Source organism: Photobacterium sp. DNB22_13_2, assembly GCF_052873915.1.
The window spans coordinates 152,521-169,907 of record NZ_JBNNXU010000011.1 but is presented as its reverse complement, the minus strand read 5'-3'; the positions used below and the strand labels follow the sequence as shown (position 1 = coordinate 169,907).

Genomic DNA, 17,387 nt, shown 5'->3' with positions numbered 1-17,387 from the left:
TCATTTTGCGCTGTCCCCATGAACTATTTCGTGTTCACGGGGGTATTTGATTGGAAAAGGATAGGAGGGAGCCGGGTGATGATTCGCCATCTGATGTGCTGTCTGTTTGCTTTGTTGGTTGTGCCAGCACAGGCAGAAGTTCAACCCATGCCACTGAATATGACTCAGGGAGTGACCGAGGTCAGTCAGCGGGTGTTTGATCTCCATATGACGATTTTCTACATCTGTGTGGTGATCGGTCTAGTGGTCTTCGGGGTGATGTTCTGGTCTATCATCCATCACCGTAAGTCAAAAGGGGCGGTCGCTGCGTCCTTCCACGAAAGCACTAAGGTTGAAATCCTCTGGACGGTGATCCCGTTCGTTATTCTCATCATTATGGCAGTCCCTGCCACCAAGACATTATTGGCAATGGAAGATACCACCCAGGCGGACATGACGGTTCAGGTAACCGGCTCGCAGTGGAAGTGGCATTACCGCTATTTCGATGAGGAAGTCGAATTTTATTCCCTGCTAGCAACTAGCCAAGCCCAGATCACTAATGAACGTGAAAAACGCAGCAATTACTTGCTGGAAGTCGATCGGCCACTGGTGCTACCGGTAGGTAAGAAGGTTCGCTTCTTGATCACCTCGCAAGATGTTATTCATTCTTGGTGGGTACCGGACTTTGCGGTGAAGAAAGATGCCAACCCCGGCTTTATCAACGAAGCTTGGACCCGTATTGACGAGCCCGGGATCTACCGTGGCCAATGTGCCGAACTGTGCGGCAAGGATCATGGTTTTATGCCTGTGGTCGTTATTGCCAAGTCACAAGCAGATTACGAAGAGTGGCTGCAGACAACTAAGGTTGCTCAGCAACAGGCGCGGGAAGAAGAGCAGCGTCTGTTGTCAATGCAGATGGATATGGATGAACTGATGACGCTGGGAGAGCAGGTATATAACACCCGCTGCGCAATGTGCCATCAGGCTAATGGTCAGGGGATCCCAGGGGCATTTCCTGGGTTGGCAGGGCAAGGGGTCTCGGTTGATCCCAACGCTAAGCTTGAGCACATAAGTATTGTGGTCCATGGCAAGCAGGGCACGGCGATGCAGGCGTTTGGTCCGCAGTTGAGCCTCAAAGAATTGGCAGCAGTGATCACTTACGAGCGCAATGCCTGGGATAACAATACCGGAGAAACCGTTCAGGCTGCCGAAGTGCAGGCTGTAATGGACGGTCAGGACCTATAAGGGAGAGAGTGACGATGACGGATATGTTGCGTGAGCAGACCGAGGTCGAGGATACCCAGACCGAGCAGCATGAGCATCATGAACACCACCAGACCGGTCTCAAGCGCTGGCTGTTTACGACGAACCACAAGGATATCGGCTCGCTGTACCTGATGTTTAGCTTTGCCATGTTCCTGATTGGTGGGGCAATGGCGATGGTGATTCGGGCCGAGTTGTTCCAGCCTGGCTTACAATTGGTCGAGCCTAATTTTTTCAACCAGATGACCACAGTCCACGGCCTTATCATGGTATTCGGAGCGGTGATGCCGGCGTTTACCGGACTGGCTAACTGGATGGTTCCTTTGATGATCGGCGCGCCGGACATGGCCTTGCCGCGAATGAATAACTGGAGTTTCTGGATCCTGCCTTTTGCGTTCACCATGTTGTTGGCTTCGCTATTTATGGAAGGAGGCGGACCTAACTTTGGCTGGACCTTTTATGCACCTTTGTCGACAACTTATAGTCCAGAGAGTACTGGCCTGTTTGTCTTTGCTATTCATATCATGGGGATAAGTTCGATAATGGGGGCGATCAATGTCATCGTCACTATCGTCAACATGCGGGCGCCGGGCATGACATACATGAAGATGCCGCTGTTTGTTTGGACTTGGTTGATCACTGCATTCTTGTTGATCGCCGTGATGCCGGTACTGGCTGGCGCGGTGACCATGGTATTGACTGATAAGTACTTCGGCACCAGCTTCTTCGATGCGGCTGGTGGTGGCGATCCTGTGATGTTCCAGCATATCTTCTGGTTCTTTGGTCACCCGGAAGTATACATCATGATTTTGCCGAGTTTTGGTATCATTTCGGCGATTATACCTGCCTTTTCTCGTAAGAAGCTCTTTGGGTATAGCTCGATGGTCTATGCAACGGCGTCGATTGCCGGGCTGAGTTTCTTGGTATGGGCCCACCATATGTTTACCACCGGGATGCCAGTGGCTGCCGAGTTATTCTTTATGTATTGCACCATGCTGATCTCGGTGCCGACCGGGGTCAAGGTGTTTAACTGGGTGGCAACCATGTGGCGTGGCTCGCTAACTTTTGAAGTCCCGATGCTGTTTGCTATTGCCTTTATCGTACTGTTCACTATTGGTGGCTTCTCCGGGTTGATGCTGGCCATAACCCCAGCGGATTTCCAGTACCACGATACCTACTTCGTGGTTGCCCATTTCCACTATGTGCTGGTATCGGGGGCGATCTTCTCCATCATGGCGGCCGCTTACTATTGGTTGCCGAAATGGACCGGGTATATGTTCAATGAGAAGTTGGCCAAGTGGCATTTCTGGTGTTCGATTATTTCGGTCAATATCCTGTTTTTCCCGATGCACTTCTTGGGCTTGGCAGGCATGCCGAGACGGATCCCTGATTACGCGCTGCAGTTTGCTGATATCAATGCCGTGGTCAGTGTTGGCGGTTTCTTGTTTGGCCTCTCCCAGTTCATCTTCCTGGCGGTGGTGATCAAATGTGCTCGCGGTGGCGAGAAAGCTGCGGCCAAACCATGGGATGGCGCTGAAGGGTTGGAATGGACGGTGGCTTCACCGGCTCCACACCATACTTTCTCGACCCCACCTAAAGTGGATTAAGCGGAGGACTTACCATGGATAAGCCCCAGCCTGAACAGCAACCTGATAAGCACCCCGAGACAAAAGCGGTTAGTGGTTCGGGCAATAAAAAGCAGCGCTCTATCTGGTCTTTGACCCTGATGGCCGTTGCGATGTTCGGCTTTGCATTTGCCTTGGTGCCTCTGTACGACGTGTTTTGCGATATCACGGGTATCAACGGTAAAACGGCGGATACCCAGGCGGCAGCCAGTGATCGGGTTGATACCAGCCGTGAGATAACGGTGGAGTTTGTTTCCTATATCAATCCAGGCGTGCAGTGGACATTTGAACCGGAGCTTAAACAGCTGGTGGTTCATCCCGGTCAAACCCATACCATTACCTACCGGGCTAAAAATCTGACCGGACAGGATACTGTCGGCCAAGCCGTCCCTTCGGTCAGCCCGGGAATGGGGGCCCGCTACTTGAATAAAATCGAATGTTTCTGTTTCAACCGCCAGCCATTGGCTGCCGGTGAAATGGCCAGCTTGCCTTTGGTGTTCTATGTCGATCCTGACCTACCAGAGGATATCAACACCTTGACCCTGGCCTATACCCTTTACAACGCCCAGCCGGATGCGCCGGCACAAACGCAATGAGGTTGAATGATGGCGAATCCCTATTCTGAGCATGATCAATCTGTGACTCCTCCCCACGAGAACTATTATGTGCCCGAAGCCAGTGGCTGGCCGATCATCGGCGCTGTCGCTTTGTTCCTGATTGCCATGGGGGCAGGGGCAACGGTCGGCGATCTCTTTGGCGGTCAGGGACCTTGGATTTTACTGGCCGGCGTCGGGTTGCTGCTGATCATGCTGGTGGGGTGGTTTCGTGATGTGATCGCTGAGTCGATGGGGGGCCTCTACAGCCGCCAGATGGACCGGTCATTTCGACAGGGCATGAGCTGGTTCATTTTCTCTGAAGTGATGTTCTTTGCTGCCTTCTTCGGGACACTGTTCTATGCCCGGATGATTGCGGTGCCATGGCTGGGTGGGGCTGGCAACAATGCCATGACCCATGAGGTACTGTGGCCTGAGTTCATTGCCCAGTGGCCTTTGGTCATGACACCGGGGGGGGCTGAGACAACGGCGATGGGCCCGATTGGTTTGCCGCTCTATAACACCCTGATATTACTCGTTTCGTCAGTGACGGTACATATCGCTCATACGGCGTTGGAGCAGGACAACCGGCCCAAGCTCAAGCTGTTTTTGTTGTTGACCGTCTTGCTTGGCTCACTGTTTGTCTACTTGCAGGGAGTGGAGTATGTCCATGCCTATGAAGATATGGGCTTGACGCTGGATGCCGGGATATACGGCAACACCTTCTTCATGCTGACGGGATTCCATGGATTGCATGTCACGCTCGGGACTCTGATTTTGTTTATTGTCTGGCTGCGGGTATTGCGGGGCCATTTTACCCCCGAGAAGCATTTTGCCTTCCAGGCCGGGGCTTGGTATTGGCACTTCGTCGATGTAGTTTGGCTCGGGCTGTTTGTGTTTGTTTACATCTTGTAAAGCTAGGCTAGATGACCGTTAGTATGGTCGCGGGTTAGGTGTTATGTAGCCGCTGGCCAGTGCGATAAGCAGTAGGGCAAACAGGAATACGGAGAACAGTATCCGGCGCCCGAGGTGGCGTGACATAGGTTGGCTTTGCTTACCTTTGAGCATTGCCGGTAGGGCACGAAACAGATTCAGCACGATAAATATCAACAGGCAAACAATCAGGGCTTTCAGCAACATAGGGGACTCCGGTTAGATGGAGACAGGTCTCCGGTCAGGACTGGGTGAATCATGCGTCGGATAGGTTTTATTCTTTTTACTGTGGCGGTACTGATGACATTGGTCAAGTTGGGATTTTGGCAAATGACCCGCGCTCAGGAGAAAGAAAGTTTGGGTCATGCATTGAAGTTTCGCAGTGAGCAAATGTATTACAGCTTGGCGAGCCTGCCGTCAGACCCGCGCTGGTACAGCCTGACCTTGCGAGGGGAGTTTGACCATAGCAAGGCGGTATTGCTGGATAACCAGCTGTATCGAGGGCGTCCGGGGTACCACGTGCTTTACCCCTTTGCCGTAGATGAAGGCTGGGTGCTGGTAAATTTAGGCTGGATTGCTGCGCCGACCTACCGGGATCAGATCCCGGTATTGCCTGAGCACCATGGCGAACTCAAGGTCAGCGGCATCATTGCTCCGCCGTCTTCCCTGCTGGAGCTAGCGCCTGAGGTGATGGGTCAGGGCTATCCGTTGAGAGTGCAGAACATCAGTATGGCGGATTTGAGCCAGCACATGGACATATCCCTTCCTGCTTGGGTGTTACAGATAGACCCAGACAGTCCGCTGGCACTCAATCAAACTTGGATCCCGGTGGTAATGGGACCGCAGAAACATTACGCCTACGCGCTGCAATGGTTTTTGATGGCGCTGGCAGTATCTGGACTCGCATTTTGGTGGTTGAGACGGAGTAAACCATGAAGAAACAAGGAACGTTGCTATTACTTTTCGGAGCCTTTGCCCTGCCGGTGATTTTGGCCAAGCTGATGCTGGATCTCAACTGGTACCAAGGTGGGGTCACCAACCGCGGTGAGCTGTTGGAATCGCCTATGGCCTCGGAATGGCTGGGTGAAAGCCAGCAGTGGCAATTGATCTATTTGCTCCCTGAGCAGTGCGATGAACTGTGCCAGGGGGCGTTGTTCAACCTGCGTCAGGTCCCGCAGGCTGTCGGGGCCGAACAAGATAGACTCAGTAGCATATTGTTGGTTGATGGCGATACGCTTGAAGAGCAGTCCTCTGAGTTCAAAAAGCAGCTTTCCGGTCTAGAGCAGCGTCAGGTGCCCGGTTATGTGGTTAATCAACTCAAGACTCTGGAGTACGGTGCCAAGGCTATCTATATTGCCGACCCGCTCGGTAATGTGATGATGGCTTACCCCTTGGTCAAAGGCCAGGTCGCGGTATTGGCACAAGGTAAGGATGTGCTGAGAGATCTCAAGCGGCTGCTGAAAATTTCCAAAATCGGCTAGGGAGAGCATGTGATGAAACAGGACCATTTTCGATTATGGGTCGTTCTGACTTTTGCATTATCGCTGTGCGTGATTGCCCTCGGTGCCTATACCCGCCTCACTGAAGCGGGCTTGGGCTGCCCGGATTGGCCGGGATGTTATGGCTTTGCCGGGGTGCCGCAGAATGAAGCACAGCAGGCGTTGGCAGCATCGCGCTTTCCTGATGCGCCGCTGGAAGCAGGCAAGGCCTGGAATGAAATGTTACACCGCTATGTGGCTGGCACTTTGGGGCTGATGATTCTGGCTCTTAATATCATGGCGTGGCGTAAGCCATCTCGGCCCAAGGGGTTGCCAGCATTGCTGTTGGCGACCGTCGTATTTCAAGCACTGCTTGGGATGTGGACTGTCACCATGGTGTTGATGCCGGTGGTGGTGATGGGGCATTTGCTGGGTGGCTTTACCACCGCCTCCCTATTGTTCCTGCTCTGGCTGCGTCTGGGGAGAACATCGTTGTATCCCTCTTCAAACCATACCAGCACCGCCCTTCAGGCCTTTGCCTTGTTTGGTTTGCTGGTGGTGATCGGACAGATCGCGTTAGGAGGCTGGACAGCAGCAAACTATGCCGCTGTCGTCTGTACCCAACTTCCGTTGTGTGAGGTTGATTGGCGGCAGGGTTATGACGCCTCGGCATTTGCCTTGATCCAGCCCGAGCACGAGACCTATCAGTACGGGGTGCTGGATTACCAGCAGCGGGTCACTATCCATGTGACCCACAGGATCGGGGCGGTAGTGACGGCTGGGGTACTGTTTGTGCTTGCCTGTTTGTTGTGGCGGCAGAGGGCACTTAGAGGTGTGACGGTGATGATGCTGTTGGTGTTAGCGGGGCAAATTGGCCTTGGCATTACCAATATTGTGGCCAGCTTGCCGTTATCCGTCGCTGTGGCCCATAACGTAACTGGCGTCTTGCTGTTGTTATCGCTGGTGGCGGTGAATATGCAGGTATACCGGATGCGTCAGGCAGGCCGTTATACCAATCGAATAGCATCCCGGATGGGGAGTTGATCAAGCGTGTGGAATAGCCAAAGGAGGGCCTGAGCATGGCAAAGAGTCAGGTTGTAGCAAAAGGGGGCTATAAGCCTCTGACATCGGCAAGGGTATGGCAGGATTACCTGACCATGACCAAGCCAAAAGTGGTTGCGATGTTGTTGCTGACAGCATTGGTTGGAATGTGTCTGGCGGTACCGGGGATCCCACCGCTCAAAGCCGTGGTGTTTGGTTTGGTTGGGATTGGCTTGCAGTCGGCGGCAGCGGCGGCCTTCAACCATGTGCTGGATCGCCGTTTTGATGCCAAGATGGCAAGGACGTATCATCGTCCACTGGCCAAAGGCCGGGTTGAAACCCATAAGGCAGTGATCTTTGCCTGTGTGCTGATGGTCGCTGGTTTTGTCGTGCTGTGGCAACTTAACGCCCTGACCGCTTGGTTGACGTTTGCCAGCTTGATTGGTTATGCCTTGGTGTATACCGTTTGGCTCAAGCATGCCACGCCGCAGAATATCGTGATCGGTGGTCTTGCCGGGGCCGCACCGCCTTTGTTGGGTTGGACGGCGGTCACCGGGGAGTTGCACTCCCATGCGCTGCTGTTGGTGATGTTGGTGTTTACCTGGACCCCTCCGCACTTCTGGGCGCTGGCGATCCATCGTCGTGATGATTACGCCAAGGCGGGGATCCCGATGCTGCCGGTGACCCACGGTATTAGTTACACTAAGACCATGGTGCTATTGTATACTTTGATGCTGGCTGTTGTGGGCTTGTTGCCTTGGTTGACCGGAATGAGTGGCTGGTTGTATCTAGCGGGTAGCAGCGCACTGAATCTTGGTTTCATCGGCTATGCGCTGAAGCTGAAATTTGCCGATGAACCCGGCCATGCATGGGCAACCTTCAAGTATTCGATTTGGCATTTGTTGGCGCTGTTTGTGGTCTTGTTGGCCGATCACTGGCTGGCAGCGCTGCTAGTTTAGCTGTGGGCTTAATGACTGCTTAGTTGCAGCATTGGGCCGCTTCCCCTGAATATTCCCATCCTGCAGACTGGGGATAGCCCCTGTGGATTTTGTCTACAGGGGCTTTTTATTTGGCCCTGAACACCAGATAATCGCGGTCCGGATATCGAGAGTTGAGGTTGTTGTGCTGCAAGCGTTGCGAGATAGAACATTGCACCGTCAGGTGTTTGCCCTGGCGTTGCCGATGGTGTTGTCGAATATTACTGTTCCCTTACTGGGGTTGGTTGATGCTGCGGTGATAGGGCACCTCGAACATGCTTGGTATCTGGGTGGGGTTGCCGTTGGCGGGACCATGATCAATGTCACCTTCTGGCTCTTGGGCTTCTTGCGGATGGCCACAACCGGGCTCAGTGCCCAGGCCTACGGCGCTTCTGATCGCGACGCGCAGGCAAGGGTTTTCATTCAAGGTATCGCCTTGGCGTGGTTGATGGCGCTGGTGCTGCTCGTGTTCCACCGTCCGGTAGCCGATCTTATCTTCCATTTCAGCTCGGCCAGCAGCGAGGTGAAAACCTTCGCCGAACAGTATTTCTCCATCCGTATCTGGGGGGCGCCCGCAGCGTTGGCAAACTTTGTCATCATGGGCTGGCTGCTCGGTAGCCAGAATGCCAAGTTGCCGATGTGGCTGCTGATTGTGACCAACGTGGTCAATATCAGCTTGGATGTACTGTTTGTCCTCGGCTTTGGCTGGAAAGTGCAGGGTGCGGCGGCTGCCTCGGTACTGGCCGAGTACAGCGGGTTGGCTCTGGGGCTATGGTTTGTCTCTCGCCAATGGTTGAGCCAAGCGCTGCCGGCGTGGCGAAGTAAGTTGGGCAGCATACTCCATGGTACGGGCCGCTTGCTCAAGCTTAACCGGGACATTTTCCTGCGCAGTTTGTGCCTGCAATTAACTTTCACGTTCATGACATTTCAGGGGGCCACACTAGGCGATAATGTGGTGGCTGCCAATGCGGTGTTGATGAGCTTCTTGATGCTTGTCTCTTATGCGATGGATGGATTTGCCTATGCCATGGAGGCGATGGTGGGCAAGGCGATTGGTGCCCGTAACCGTGAGGAGCTCGGCCGCAGTTTGGTAGGAACGACCTTCTGGAGTCTGATGATTTCTCTGGTACTGACCTTGGCATTTGCTGTATTTGGCCGAGACATCATAGCGCTGATTTCCGATATTCCTGCCGTGCAACAAGAAGCGGCTCAATACCTGCCATGGTTGGCTGCAGTGCCGTTGGTGGCCATGTGGTGCTTCTTGCTCGATGGCATCTTTATTGGGGCGACACGAGGGCGGGAGATGCGTAACAGCATGTTCGTTGCCACTTGTTGTTATTTTGCCATCTGGTGGTTGCTGGCTGGTTTTGGTAACCATGCTCTATGGGGAGCGATGTTGGGATTCATGGCAATGCGGGGGATCGGTTTGGCTGTGGTATTTGCCTACCAATGGCAAAAAAATATTTTCCTGCAACCAGCTAATGCAAACAAATAGTTAGGAAGAATTGACTTAATTTGTTCACTTTTGCGGCAAAAAAAGCTACCCAGGTGAGACATGATCTGTTTAAAATGCGAGCAATTCTGTCACCTGGGGGGTTAAATGAAAAAAGCAGTATTGGCACTTTTTTTAGCGGTAATGACGATAAGTTGGGTCGCGCCAGCGATGGCCGCTATCCAGGGAAAGTCCTACAAAGTGACGGCAACGGCGTATAATTCGGTCCGAGCCCAGACTAACTCCAACCCATCGATAGCGGCTTGGGGTGATCGGTTGAAACCGGGGATGAAAGCGATAGCAATTTCGCGGGATTTTCTGGGCAGGGGCTTCAAGCGCGGAACCATCGTGAAAATCTCCGGCCTACCGGGTGAATATGTGGTGCTGGACAAGATGAATAAGCGTTGGAGCAATAAGATTGATATCTACATGGGACAGGATATCAAAGCTGCAAGGAATTGGGGTCGCCGCAATGTGACCATTACCGTTGTGAAGTCGTAATACGGTATCAAAAACCTGAAAACATAACTGTTCTAACTTACTTGATAGAACCGCTATCTTTTCAGATTCGAGAGAGTACCAAGCGAATTAACAGTCTTTGTGAACAGTATTATTTAGTTTGGTATACAAAAAAGCGAGAGCCTTGGCTCTCGCTTTTTTTATGGACTTTACTCAGAGCGGGTAGCGATTAGTAGTAAGAGTGTTCACCACGTGCGTGCTCAGTGATATCGCGTACACCCGTTAGCTCGCCGGCAAATTGGGCCAGTAGCTCTTTTTCGATGCCTTCTTTCAAGGTTACATCGACCATGGAACAGCCGTTACAGCCACCACCAAACTGAAGGATAGCGATGCCATCTTCGGTAATTTCAGCGAGTGATACATTGCCACCGTGACCAGCCAATTGCGGGTTAACCTGAGTTTGGATCACGTAGTCGACACGTTCCATAAGTGATGCGTCGTCAGACACTTTGCGTACTTTGGCATTGGGTGCTTTCAGCGTTAGCTGTGAGCCCATTTTGTCAGTAACAAAATCAACTTCTGCATCTTCAAGGAACGGTAAGCTAAGCTCATCAACGAAAGCTGAAAACAGGTCGAATTTGATTTCGGTGTCACTAGCTTCCACAGCTTCCGGTGGACAGTAGGACACGCCGCACTCTGCATTTTGGGTCCCAGGGTTTACCACGAATACACGGATGTTTGTCCCTTCAGGCTGCTGGGCCAGAAGTTTGCCGAAGTGCTGTTGAGCATTCTCAGTAATAGTAATCATAGACACGACGTAATACCTGACTTAATTAGTAAGATTAATTCTATTCTACTCTTTGCTGCTCTTTCTATCACCCATTAATCGCTGCAACTATGATTTCGGCACAATTCTTGATGATTTTCTGCAGAATTTTACGCCGGGGTATAGCACAAGCAATAGATATCAACTCGCTCTACACCATGCTGGCGCAGCAGGGTAGCCGCTGCAGCAACGGTACTGCCAGTGGTGACGACATCATCGACAAGCCCAACATGGGAAGGCAGTGCCTTATCGTTAAGTATAAATGCCCGTTCAAGGTTATGCTGGCGCTGGGCCTTGCTGAGGCGATGCTGGGGAGGCGTATAGCGCTGGCGTTTTATTCGCTGTGTATCAAGGTGGCTACCGGTATGTCGGGCGATGGCTTGGGCGATAAGGCTGCTTTGGTTGAAACCTCGCTGCAGGCGGCGGATCGGGTGTAGGGGGATGGGGAGTAATAACGGGGCTGGATCCTTGACTTGCTGCGCTAAAAGCTCACCGAGCGGTTTGGCCAGCCAGAATTTTCGCTGGAATTTGAACTGGTGGATCACATGGCGCAGGGGGAATTGATATTCGCCGGCGCGGTAGAAGCGTTGCCATGGGCGAGGGGAGTTAAGGCAATGGCCGCACTGTTCGGCGTACTCCAAGAGGGTATGGCCGCAGTGGCGGCAATAAGGTGGAGATGGAAAGCGGGCAAAGCAATGTTGGCACCAGATGGGGTGCGGACCCGTGGCGGGGAGGTGGCATAGCTGGCAACGATGGTCGCGGCGGAGAAAGTTGGTGAATTGAGTAATAAGCGATACCATCCGTGTGATCCCTAGGCGTAAATAAAGGAAATATAGATGATCGCTGAGCTTCACTGGCAAACCCAAGGGCAAGGTTCCGATCTACTTCTCATTCATGGGTGGGGAATGAATGGTGCTGTATGGCAGCAAGTACTTCCTATGCTGGCTCAGCATTACCGGGTACATGTCGTTGACTTACCAGGTTATGGTCATAGCCAATCTCATTCGGTTACCAGTCTTGATGAAATAGCCCGTATGTTGTTGGAGCAAGCGCCAGAACAGGCGACTTGGCTTGGCTGGTCGTTGGGGGGCTTGGTCGCCACCAGCGCCGCGCTTCAGGCACCAGACCGGGTAGAGCAGTTAGTGACAGTCGCAAGTTCGCCGTGTTTTGCCGCGGAGAAAGCGTGGCGGGGGATCAAACCTGAAGTGTTGGCTGACTTTCGCCGGCAGCTGGATTTGGACTTTCGGGCTACAATAGAGCGCTTTATGGCCCTACAGGCGATGGGGAGTCCGTCGGCAAGACAGGATATCCGCCACCTCAAGGAAGCCGTATTGTCCCGGCCCGAGCCTGAGCCGGAAGCACTGGCGTTGGGGTTAGATATGTTGGCTCAGGTGGATTTACGGCAAGAGCTTGGTGCTATATCCCAACCATGGTTGAGGCTCTATGGCCGACTCGATGGCTTGGTGCCAGCCAAGGTAGCTCGCGATCTCGACAAGCTCGCCCCGCAGTCGCAGCAACATGTATTCAAGGCGGCTTCCCATGCGCCGTTTATCTCCCATCCTGATGAATTTATCGATACGCTAAAAGCATTTACAGGTTAGTATTATTTTATAGGCTAGCAAGAGTAGATGTTTATGACGTTCTTGACTTGTTCGGCCTAAACTTTTTGGCGTTTGTGCCGATAGCACTATTAGAGCACTATTTCGATGTTATTTCTGGCTTTAGCGCTATGGTGGAAAGGGAAAACCAACATGACAATCGGTACTATCAACACTTCGTCAACCTATACCCCAGCAAGTCTACAGGCTGCAGTACAGCCTGATATTAATGCGGCAAACGATAACGCAGCAACAAGCGTGGCCAAGCAAAGTCCAGATATGCCGGCTAGCCAGACCAAGGTGTCGATTTCAGACCAGGCTCGCCAGTTGCAGGCTGATGATGCCATGGCGCAGAAGGCAAAACTGCAAGAGACGGAAAAAGATATGGGAGATAAGGCCGAAGCTTTTGCTTATGGCGCATTGGGAATGGATCATCCTGATGAGGTCAAATCCAATAGTGACGGCTTTTATAACGCAGGACAGTGGTTGGCTGCAGCGGGAACGGTCGCGACCGTTCTGTTGGCTGTCGCCTGACAGCTTGAAAAATTACTCCCTACTTCAATACCGCCCGCAGCCTAATGCGCAGATGACAGGAGAGATGTACCAGCATGTTAGTCACTCCCGTACAGGTGGGCGCGCCATCCGTTGCCCCGACGATTAACCCGCCAACCGAGCAAACCGCGCGGGATAATCGTGTACGCGAGAAAATTGTTCCCACGACAGAGATGCAGTCATCAGCCCAAGAGCGGGCGCTGAGTAGCGAAGAGAAACAGCTCAAGAAACCGTCTTGGGATCCTGCCGAACACCCCAACTACCAGCAGCAAGCCGTTGAAGAAAAGCATTACGGTTATCAAGAATCGATGGCGATGTTGGTTAAAGCCCTGTCGGCTGACAGTTATTTAGCTGACGTTGATGATCTGGGCTACTCCATGCACATCAAGCTACCCCGTGAACTACTTGATGCGCTGGAGCAGATCAGCCAGTCAGAGCGCACGAAAGGTGTGGTTGCCCATAAGTATGCGCAGGCTACAGTACCTAACCCGCCGACGGAATATTTGGTGGTATTGTAACCGCGATCCTAGAGTCTAAAAAAAGAGCCAGCATGAGAATGCTGGCTCTTTTTTATATCCAGAGGTTAGCCTCTGATTATTTCTTCTTGGCGTTGGCAAAAGCGGCAGCGAAAGCACCGCCCATCGCGTTGTTGCCATTGTCTGCCGGTTTGTTCTGACGCTGACGTGGCTGGTGATTGCCCTGTGGACGGTTGCCTTGTGAACGCTCGCCCTGTGGCTTACGAGCAGGCTTGTTGTCTTGGCCTGGCTCGTCGCTTAGGCGCATCGACATGCCGATCCGCTTGCGCTGTAAGTCCACCTCCATCACCTTGACCTTAACGATATCGCCGGCCTTGACCACTTCGCGTGGGTCGGAGACAAACTTGTCCGACAGTGCTGAGATATGCACTAGGCCATCTTGGTGGACACCGACATCGACAAAGGCACCGAAGTTGGTGACATTGGTGATCACCCCTTCTAGCACCATGCCTGGGATCAAATCTTTGACCTCGTTGACCCCTTCGGCGAAGGTGGCCGTTTTGAATTCAGGACGCGGATCGCGGCCCGGTTTATCGAGCTCGCTGATAATATCGGTGACTGTCGGTAGGCCAAACTTTTCATCGGTGTAGTCAGCGGCCTTGACCGTACGCAGGAACTCACTGTTGCCGATGATCGCATCGAGCGCTTTGTCGTTGGCCGCAGCCATGTTTTTGACCACGGCGTAGGATTCTGGGTGAACCGCCGAGCTATCGAGTGGGTTCTTGCCACCCATGATGCGTAGGAAGCCGGCACACTGTTCGAACGCCTTTGGTCCGAGGCGCGACACTTTTTTCAGTGTGGTTCGACTTTCGAAACGACCGTTTTCATCACGGTAGCTGACAATATTTTGCGCAATGGTTCCGTTCAGGCCTGCGACACGGGTTAGCAGGGCGGGTGAAGCGGTGTTCACATCAACACCCACGGCATTTACACAGTCCTCGACTACTGCATCCAGTCGTTTAGCCAGCATGCTCTGGCTAACATCGTGCTGGTACTGGCCGACACCGATAGATTTCGGATCGATCTTCACCAGCTCGGCCAGCGGATCCTGCAGGCGGCGGCCGATAGAGACAGCGCCACGCAGTGACACGTCCAGATTCGGGAATTCGTTGGCGGCCAGCTCGGAGGCTGAATAGACCGATGCTCCGGCTTCGCTCACCATCACGCTCTGGATTTTGAGGTTATTATCCTTGAGCAGGTTGGCAACAAAGCTGTCTGTTTCACGTGAAGCAGTGCCGTTGCCGATCGCAATCAAATCGACATCATGCTTGCTAAACAGTGCCAGCAAGGTTGCTTCGGCTTCGGCAACACGGGATCGGGCGGTGTGTGGATAGATTGTCGCAGTATCAAGGACTTTGCCGGTGCTATCGACAACTGCGACCTTACAGCCGGTACGCAAGCCCGGATCCAGCGCCAGTGTCACGCGTGGGCCAGCAGGGGCTGCCATCAGCAAGTCTTTTAGGTTGTCGGCAAACACCTGCATCGCGCCGTCTTCGGCTTTTTCCTTTAGCGCAGCCATGAGCTCGGTTTCCAGGTGCATGGCAATTTTGATCCGCCATGCCCAGCTGATCACTTGCTTGCGCCAGGTATCGGCTGGTTGGGTTCCCAAGGTCACCTTGAGGTGGTTGGCAATCATTACTTCGCAGTAGGAGCCGCGAACGCCTTCGTCCTGGCCCGGATCGGCATTGAGGCTGATTTGCAAGAAGCCTTCGTTACGGCCACGGAAAAGAGCCAAAGCACGGTGGGATGGGATGTTCTTGAACACTTCGCTGTACTCGAAGTAATCTTTGAACTTGGCACCTTCTTGCTCCTTGCCCTCAACAACCCGAGAGGTCAGCTCGGCCTGAGATAGCAAGTGGCGGCGAATTTTCTCCAGTAACGCGGCATCTTCAGCAAAGCGCTCCATCAAGATGGCGCGGGCACCGTCGAGCACGGCTTTGCTATCGGCAAAGCCTTTGTCGGCATCGATATAGGTTGATGCGCTTTCTTCCGGCGTTTGGCTTGGATCGGCCCATAACGAGTCGGCCAGAGGCTCAATACCGGCTTCAATGGCAATTTGCCCTTTGGTACGGCGCTTGGGCTTGTAAGGCAGGTAGAGATCTTCCAGGCGGGTCTTGCTGTCGGCATCGTTGATAGCCGCTTCGAGCGCGGCTGTCAGTTTGCCCTGCTCGGTAATGGATTTGATGATCACCTGACGGCGATCTTCGAGCTCGCGTAGGTAGCCAAGGCGCGATTCGAGGTTGCGGAGCTGGGTATCGTCCAGTCCGCCGGTCACTTCCTTACGGTAACGGGCCACGAAAGGCACGGTGTTACCATCATCGAGCAAAGTGATTGCGGCTGTAACTTGTTCCTGGCGAACATTCAGCTCGTTGGCAATCAACTGGTTGATCGTATTGCTCATCCGTTCATTTCTCTTGTTGTCTTGTATAAGCCCATTCTACGGGCGATTGGAGGGCAGGCAAGGCATTGTGTGTTAGCGATCTGTCAGTATCTGACAGCGTTATCAAACTGCCATTACTGATAGCGGATGCTGTTGACAAACCACTCTTTTTTGCCTGCCGGTGTGTTGACCTCTACCTCGTCATCGACTTCTTTTTTCAACAGGGCGCGGGCCATGGGGGAATCAATCGAGATGTAGTCGTTGCGGCCGTAGATCTCATCCGGGCCGACAATACGGAAAGCTTTGGTCTCGCCTTCGTCGTTTTCAATTTCGACAAAAGCGCCAAAGAAGATTTTGCCGTCTTGCTGTGGCGAGTAGTCGACCACCTTTACTTGCTCCAGGCGCTTGCGCAGATAACGAACTCGGCGGTCAATTTCACGCAGGCGCTTCTTGTTATACTGGTAGTCAGCATTTTCCGAGCGGTCGCCTAGACTGGCTGCCCACGTGACCTTTTTAGTGACCTCGGGGCGATCTTCCTTCCACAGGAAGTCGAGTTCACGTTTAAGCTTGTCATATCCCTCGCGGGTAATGAGGTTGGTTTTCATTGCTGGATCCGGTTGTCTATCGGGTTGCTGAAACTGAATGTCTCTCTTGTTTCACATAGTCGTTCGGTGCGAGGCACAGATCAAGTCTCAGCCACTCAGATTGCGTATTGTTTTGGATAGTTCATTGAATTTAGGTTAGTTTAAAAGGTAGGTAAACAAAGACCGTTGTTACGGTAACAGAGCAAACCACCAGAAAACTGGCGCTTTTGACATAAACGGTAACAATTTAGTGGTTATTTTAGCGGCAATTTTCAGCTAACCGCTGGGTACGTCGAGTAAAATACGCCCAAAGCACGATAACTTTGGTCGATGCAAGTAAGGTGAGATATGCAGGAAAATTATAAGATTCTAGTTGTTGATGATGACATGCGTTTGCGCGCGCTACTGGAGCGTTACCTGTCAGAGCAGGGATTCCAAGTGCGTAGCGTGGCCAACGGTGAGCAAATGGACCGCTTATTGTCCCGTGAGACTTTCCACCTGATGGTTTTGGATTTGATGCTACCGGGTGAAGATGGCCTATCGATTTGCCGTCGTTTACGTAATGCCAACAACATGCTGCCAATCTTGATGCTGACCGCCAAAGGTGACGAAGTAGATCGTATTGTCGGTTTGGAAGTTGGTGCTGACGACTACCTGCCTAAACCATTCAACCCGCGTGAACTGCTGGCCCGTATCCGTGCAGTATTGCGCCGCCAGACAGTGGAAGCACCGGGCGCACCGAGTGTCGACAGCAAGGTTATCGAGTTCGGTGAATTCCGCCTGAACCTGGGTACCCGTGAAATGTTCCGTGGCGAAGAGTCAATGCCACTGACCTCGGGTGAGTTTGCGGTATTGAAAGCATTGGTTACCAATGCCCGTGAGCCGATGTCCCGTGACAAGCTGATGAATATGGCCCGTGGCCGTGAGTATTCGGCAATGGAGCGCTCGATTGACGTTCAGATCTCGCGTCTGCGCCGAATGATTGAAGAAGACCCAAGCCGTCCGCGCTACATCCAGACCGTTTGGGGACTGGGTTACGTATTTGTCCCGGATGGTAGCGAGGCGTAAGCC

The 17,387-nt window shown here is 52.8% G+C and carries 19 protein-coding genes; 14 read left to right on the top strand and 5 right to left on the bottom strand.

Annotated elements, in window-relative coordinates; all coding sequences use genetic code 11:
• Positions 1–93 precede the first annotated feature (93 nt).
• The 4 genes from coxB to ACVA58_RS16970 are packed head-to-tail and all read left to right on the top strand — an operon-like array spanning position 94 to position 4,375.
• The gene (gene coxB, locus ACVA58_RS16985) at positions 94–1,224 is read left to right on the top strand and encodes a cytochrome c oxidase subunit II (RefSeq protein ID WP_446511561.1); all 1,131 of its coding nucleotides are present in this window, start codon (positions 94–96) and stop codon (positions 1,222–1,224) included.
• A 14-nt stretch (positions 1,225–1,238) separates the two neighbouring features.
• Positions 1,239–2,849, top strand: a complete 1,611-nt coding sequence (ctaD, locus tag ACVA58_RS16980) for a cytochrome c oxidase subunit I (RefSeq protein ID WP_446511553.1) — start codon at positions 1,239–1,241, stop codon at positions 2,847–2,849.
• Positions 2,850–2,863: 14 nt separating this feature from the next.
• A complete protein-coding gene (locus ACVA58_RS16975; RefSeq protein ID WP_446511552.1) occupies positions 2,864–3,463 on the top strand; it encodes a cytochrome c oxidase assembly protein in 600 nt (199 codons plus the stop codon).
• 9 nt (positions 3,464–3,472) lie between these two features.
• Complete coding sequence (locus tag ACVA58_RS16970) at positions 3,473–4,375, top strand: cytochrome c oxidase subunit 3 (RefSeq protein WP_428654505.1); 903 nt, start codon at positions 3,473–3,475, stop codon at positions 4,373–4,375.
• Positions 4,376–4,393: 18 nt separating this feature from the next.
• Here ACVA58_RS16970 and ACVA58_RS16965 read toward each other — a convergent pair whose 3' ends face one another.
• Positions 4,394–4,600 carry a DUF2909 domain-containing protein gene (locus ACVA58_RS16965; RefSeq protein ID WP_446511551.1) on the bottom strand — a complete coding sequence of 69 codons (207 nt, stop codon included), beginning with the start codon at positions 4,598–4,600 and terminating at the stop codon, positions 4,394–4,396.
• 51 nt (positions 4,601–4,651) lie between these two features.
• Between ACVA58_RS16965 and ACVA58_RS16960 the strand changes: the two genes are divergently transcribed.
• The 6 genes from ACVA58_RS16960 (at position 4,652) to ACVA58_RS16935 (ending at position 9,882) form a co-directional block, all read left to right on the top strand.
• Positions 4,652–5,329: an SURF1 family protein gene (locus tag ACVA58_RS16960; RefSeq protein WP_446511550.1), complete on the top strand. Its 678-nt coding sequence runs from the start codon at positions 4,652–4,654 to the stop codon at positions 5,327–5,329.
• Positions 5,326–5,874 (top strand): cytochrome oxidase, encoded by a 549-nt coding sequence (locus ACVA58_RS16955; RefSeq protein ID WP_446511549.1) that lies wholly within the window; start codon positions 5,326–5,328, stop codon positions 5,872–5,874. The genes ACVA58_RS16960 and ACVA58_RS16955 overlap by 4 nt, the downstream gene beginning before the upstream one ends.
• A gap of 12 nt (positions 5,875–5,886) precedes the next feature.
• The gene (locus tag ACVA58_RS16950) at positions 5,887–6,915 is read left to right on the top strand and encodes a COX15/CtaA family protein (RefSeq protein ID WP_446511548.1); all 1,029 of its coding nucleotides are present in this window, start codon (positions 5,887–5,889) and stop codon (positions 6,913–6,915) included.
• 35 nt (positions 6,916–6,950) lie between these two features.
• Positions 6,951–7,871: a heme o synthase gene (gene cyoE / locus ACVA58_RS16945; protein ID WP_446511547.1), complete on the top strand. Its 921-nt coding sequence runs from the start codon at positions 6,951–6,953 to the stop codon at positions 7,869–7,871.
• 163 nt (positions 7,872–8,034) lie between these two features.
• Complete coding sequence (dinF, locus tag ACVA58_RS16940) at positions 8,035–9,384, top strand: MATE family efflux transporter DinF (RefSeq protein ID WP_446511560.1); 1,350 nt, start codon at positions 8,035–8,037, stop codon at positions 9,382–9,384.
• Between the two features lie 105 nt (positions 9,385–9,489).
• Positions 9,490–9,882 carry a 3D domain-containing protein gene (locus ACVA58_RS16935; protein WP_428654346.1) on the top strand — a complete coding sequence of 131 codons (393 nt, stop codon included), beginning with the start codon at positions 9,490–9,492 and terminating at the stop codon, positions 9,880–9,882.
• A gap of 187 nt (positions 9,883–10,069) precedes the next feature.
• On the opposite strand, the gene nfuA is transcribed toward ACVA58_RS16935, so the two are convergent.
• Both nfuA and ACVA58_RS16925 read right to left on the bottom strand, forming a co-directional pair.
• Entirely contained in the window at positions 10,070–10,648 is a 579-nt protein-coding gene (gene nfuA, locus ACVA58_RS16930; RefSeq protein WP_446511559.1) for a Fe-S biogenesis protein NfuA, read from the bottom strand.
• Between the two features lie 128 nt (positions 10,649–10,776).
• The gene (locus ACVA58_RS16925) at positions 10,777–11,466 is read right to left on the bottom strand and encodes a phosphoribosyltransferase family protein (RefSeq protein ID WP_446511546.1); all 690 of its coding nucleotides are present in this window, start codon (positions 11,464–11,466) and stop codon (positions 10,777–10,779) included.
• 36 nt (positions 11,467–11,502) lie between these two features.
• On the opposite strand from ACVA58_RS16925, the gene bioH reads away from it, so the two are divergent.
• From bioH to ACVA58_RS16910, 3 genes are all read left to right on the top strand, one after another.
• Entirely contained in the window at positions 11,503–12,267 is a 765-nt protein-coding gene (bioH, locus tag ACVA58_RS16920) for a pimeloyl-ACP methyl ester esterase BioH (RefSeq protein ID WP_446511545.1), read from the top strand.
• Positions 12,268–12,417: 150 nt separating this feature from the next.
• Positions 12,418–12,798, top strand: coding sequence for a hypothetical protein (locus tag ACVA58_RS16915; protein WP_446511544.1), 381 nt, complete (start codon positions 12,418–12,420; stop codon positions 12,796–12,798).
• A 74-nt stretch (positions 12,799–12,872) separates the two neighbouring features.
• On the top strand, positions 12,873–13,334 hold the full coding sequence (locus tag ACVA58_RS16910; protein WP_446511543.1) for an ATP-dependent Lon protease: 462 nt from the start codon (positions 12,873–12,875) through the stop codon (positions 13,332–13,334).
• Between the two features lie 76 nt (positions 13,335–13,410).
• Here ACVA58_RS16910 and ACVA58_RS16905 read toward each other — a convergent pair whose 3' ends face one another.
• Both ACVA58_RS16905 and greB read right to left on the bottom strand, forming a co-directional pair.
• Complete coding sequence (locus ACVA58_RS16905) at positions 13,411–15,753, bottom strand: Tex family protein (RefSeq protein WP_446511542.1); 2,343 nt, start codon at positions 15,751–15,753, stop codon at positions 13,411–13,413.
• Between the two features lie 113 nt (positions 15,754–15,866).
• Entirely contained in the window at positions 15,867–16,337 is a 471-nt protein-coding gene (gene greB, locus ACVA58_RS16900) for a transcription elongation factor GreB (RefSeq protein ID WP_446511541.1), read from the bottom strand.
• A gap of 327 nt (positions 16,338–16,664) precedes the next feature.
• On the opposite strand from greB, the gene ompR reads away from it, so the two are divergent.
• Positions 16,665–17,384, top strand: coding sequence for an osmolarity response regulator transcription factor OmpR (gene ompR, locus ACVA58_RS16895; RefSeq protein WP_107349746.1), 720 nt, complete (start codon positions 16,665–16,667; stop codon positions 17,382–17,384).
• Positions 17,385–17,387 lie beyond the last annotated feature (3 nt).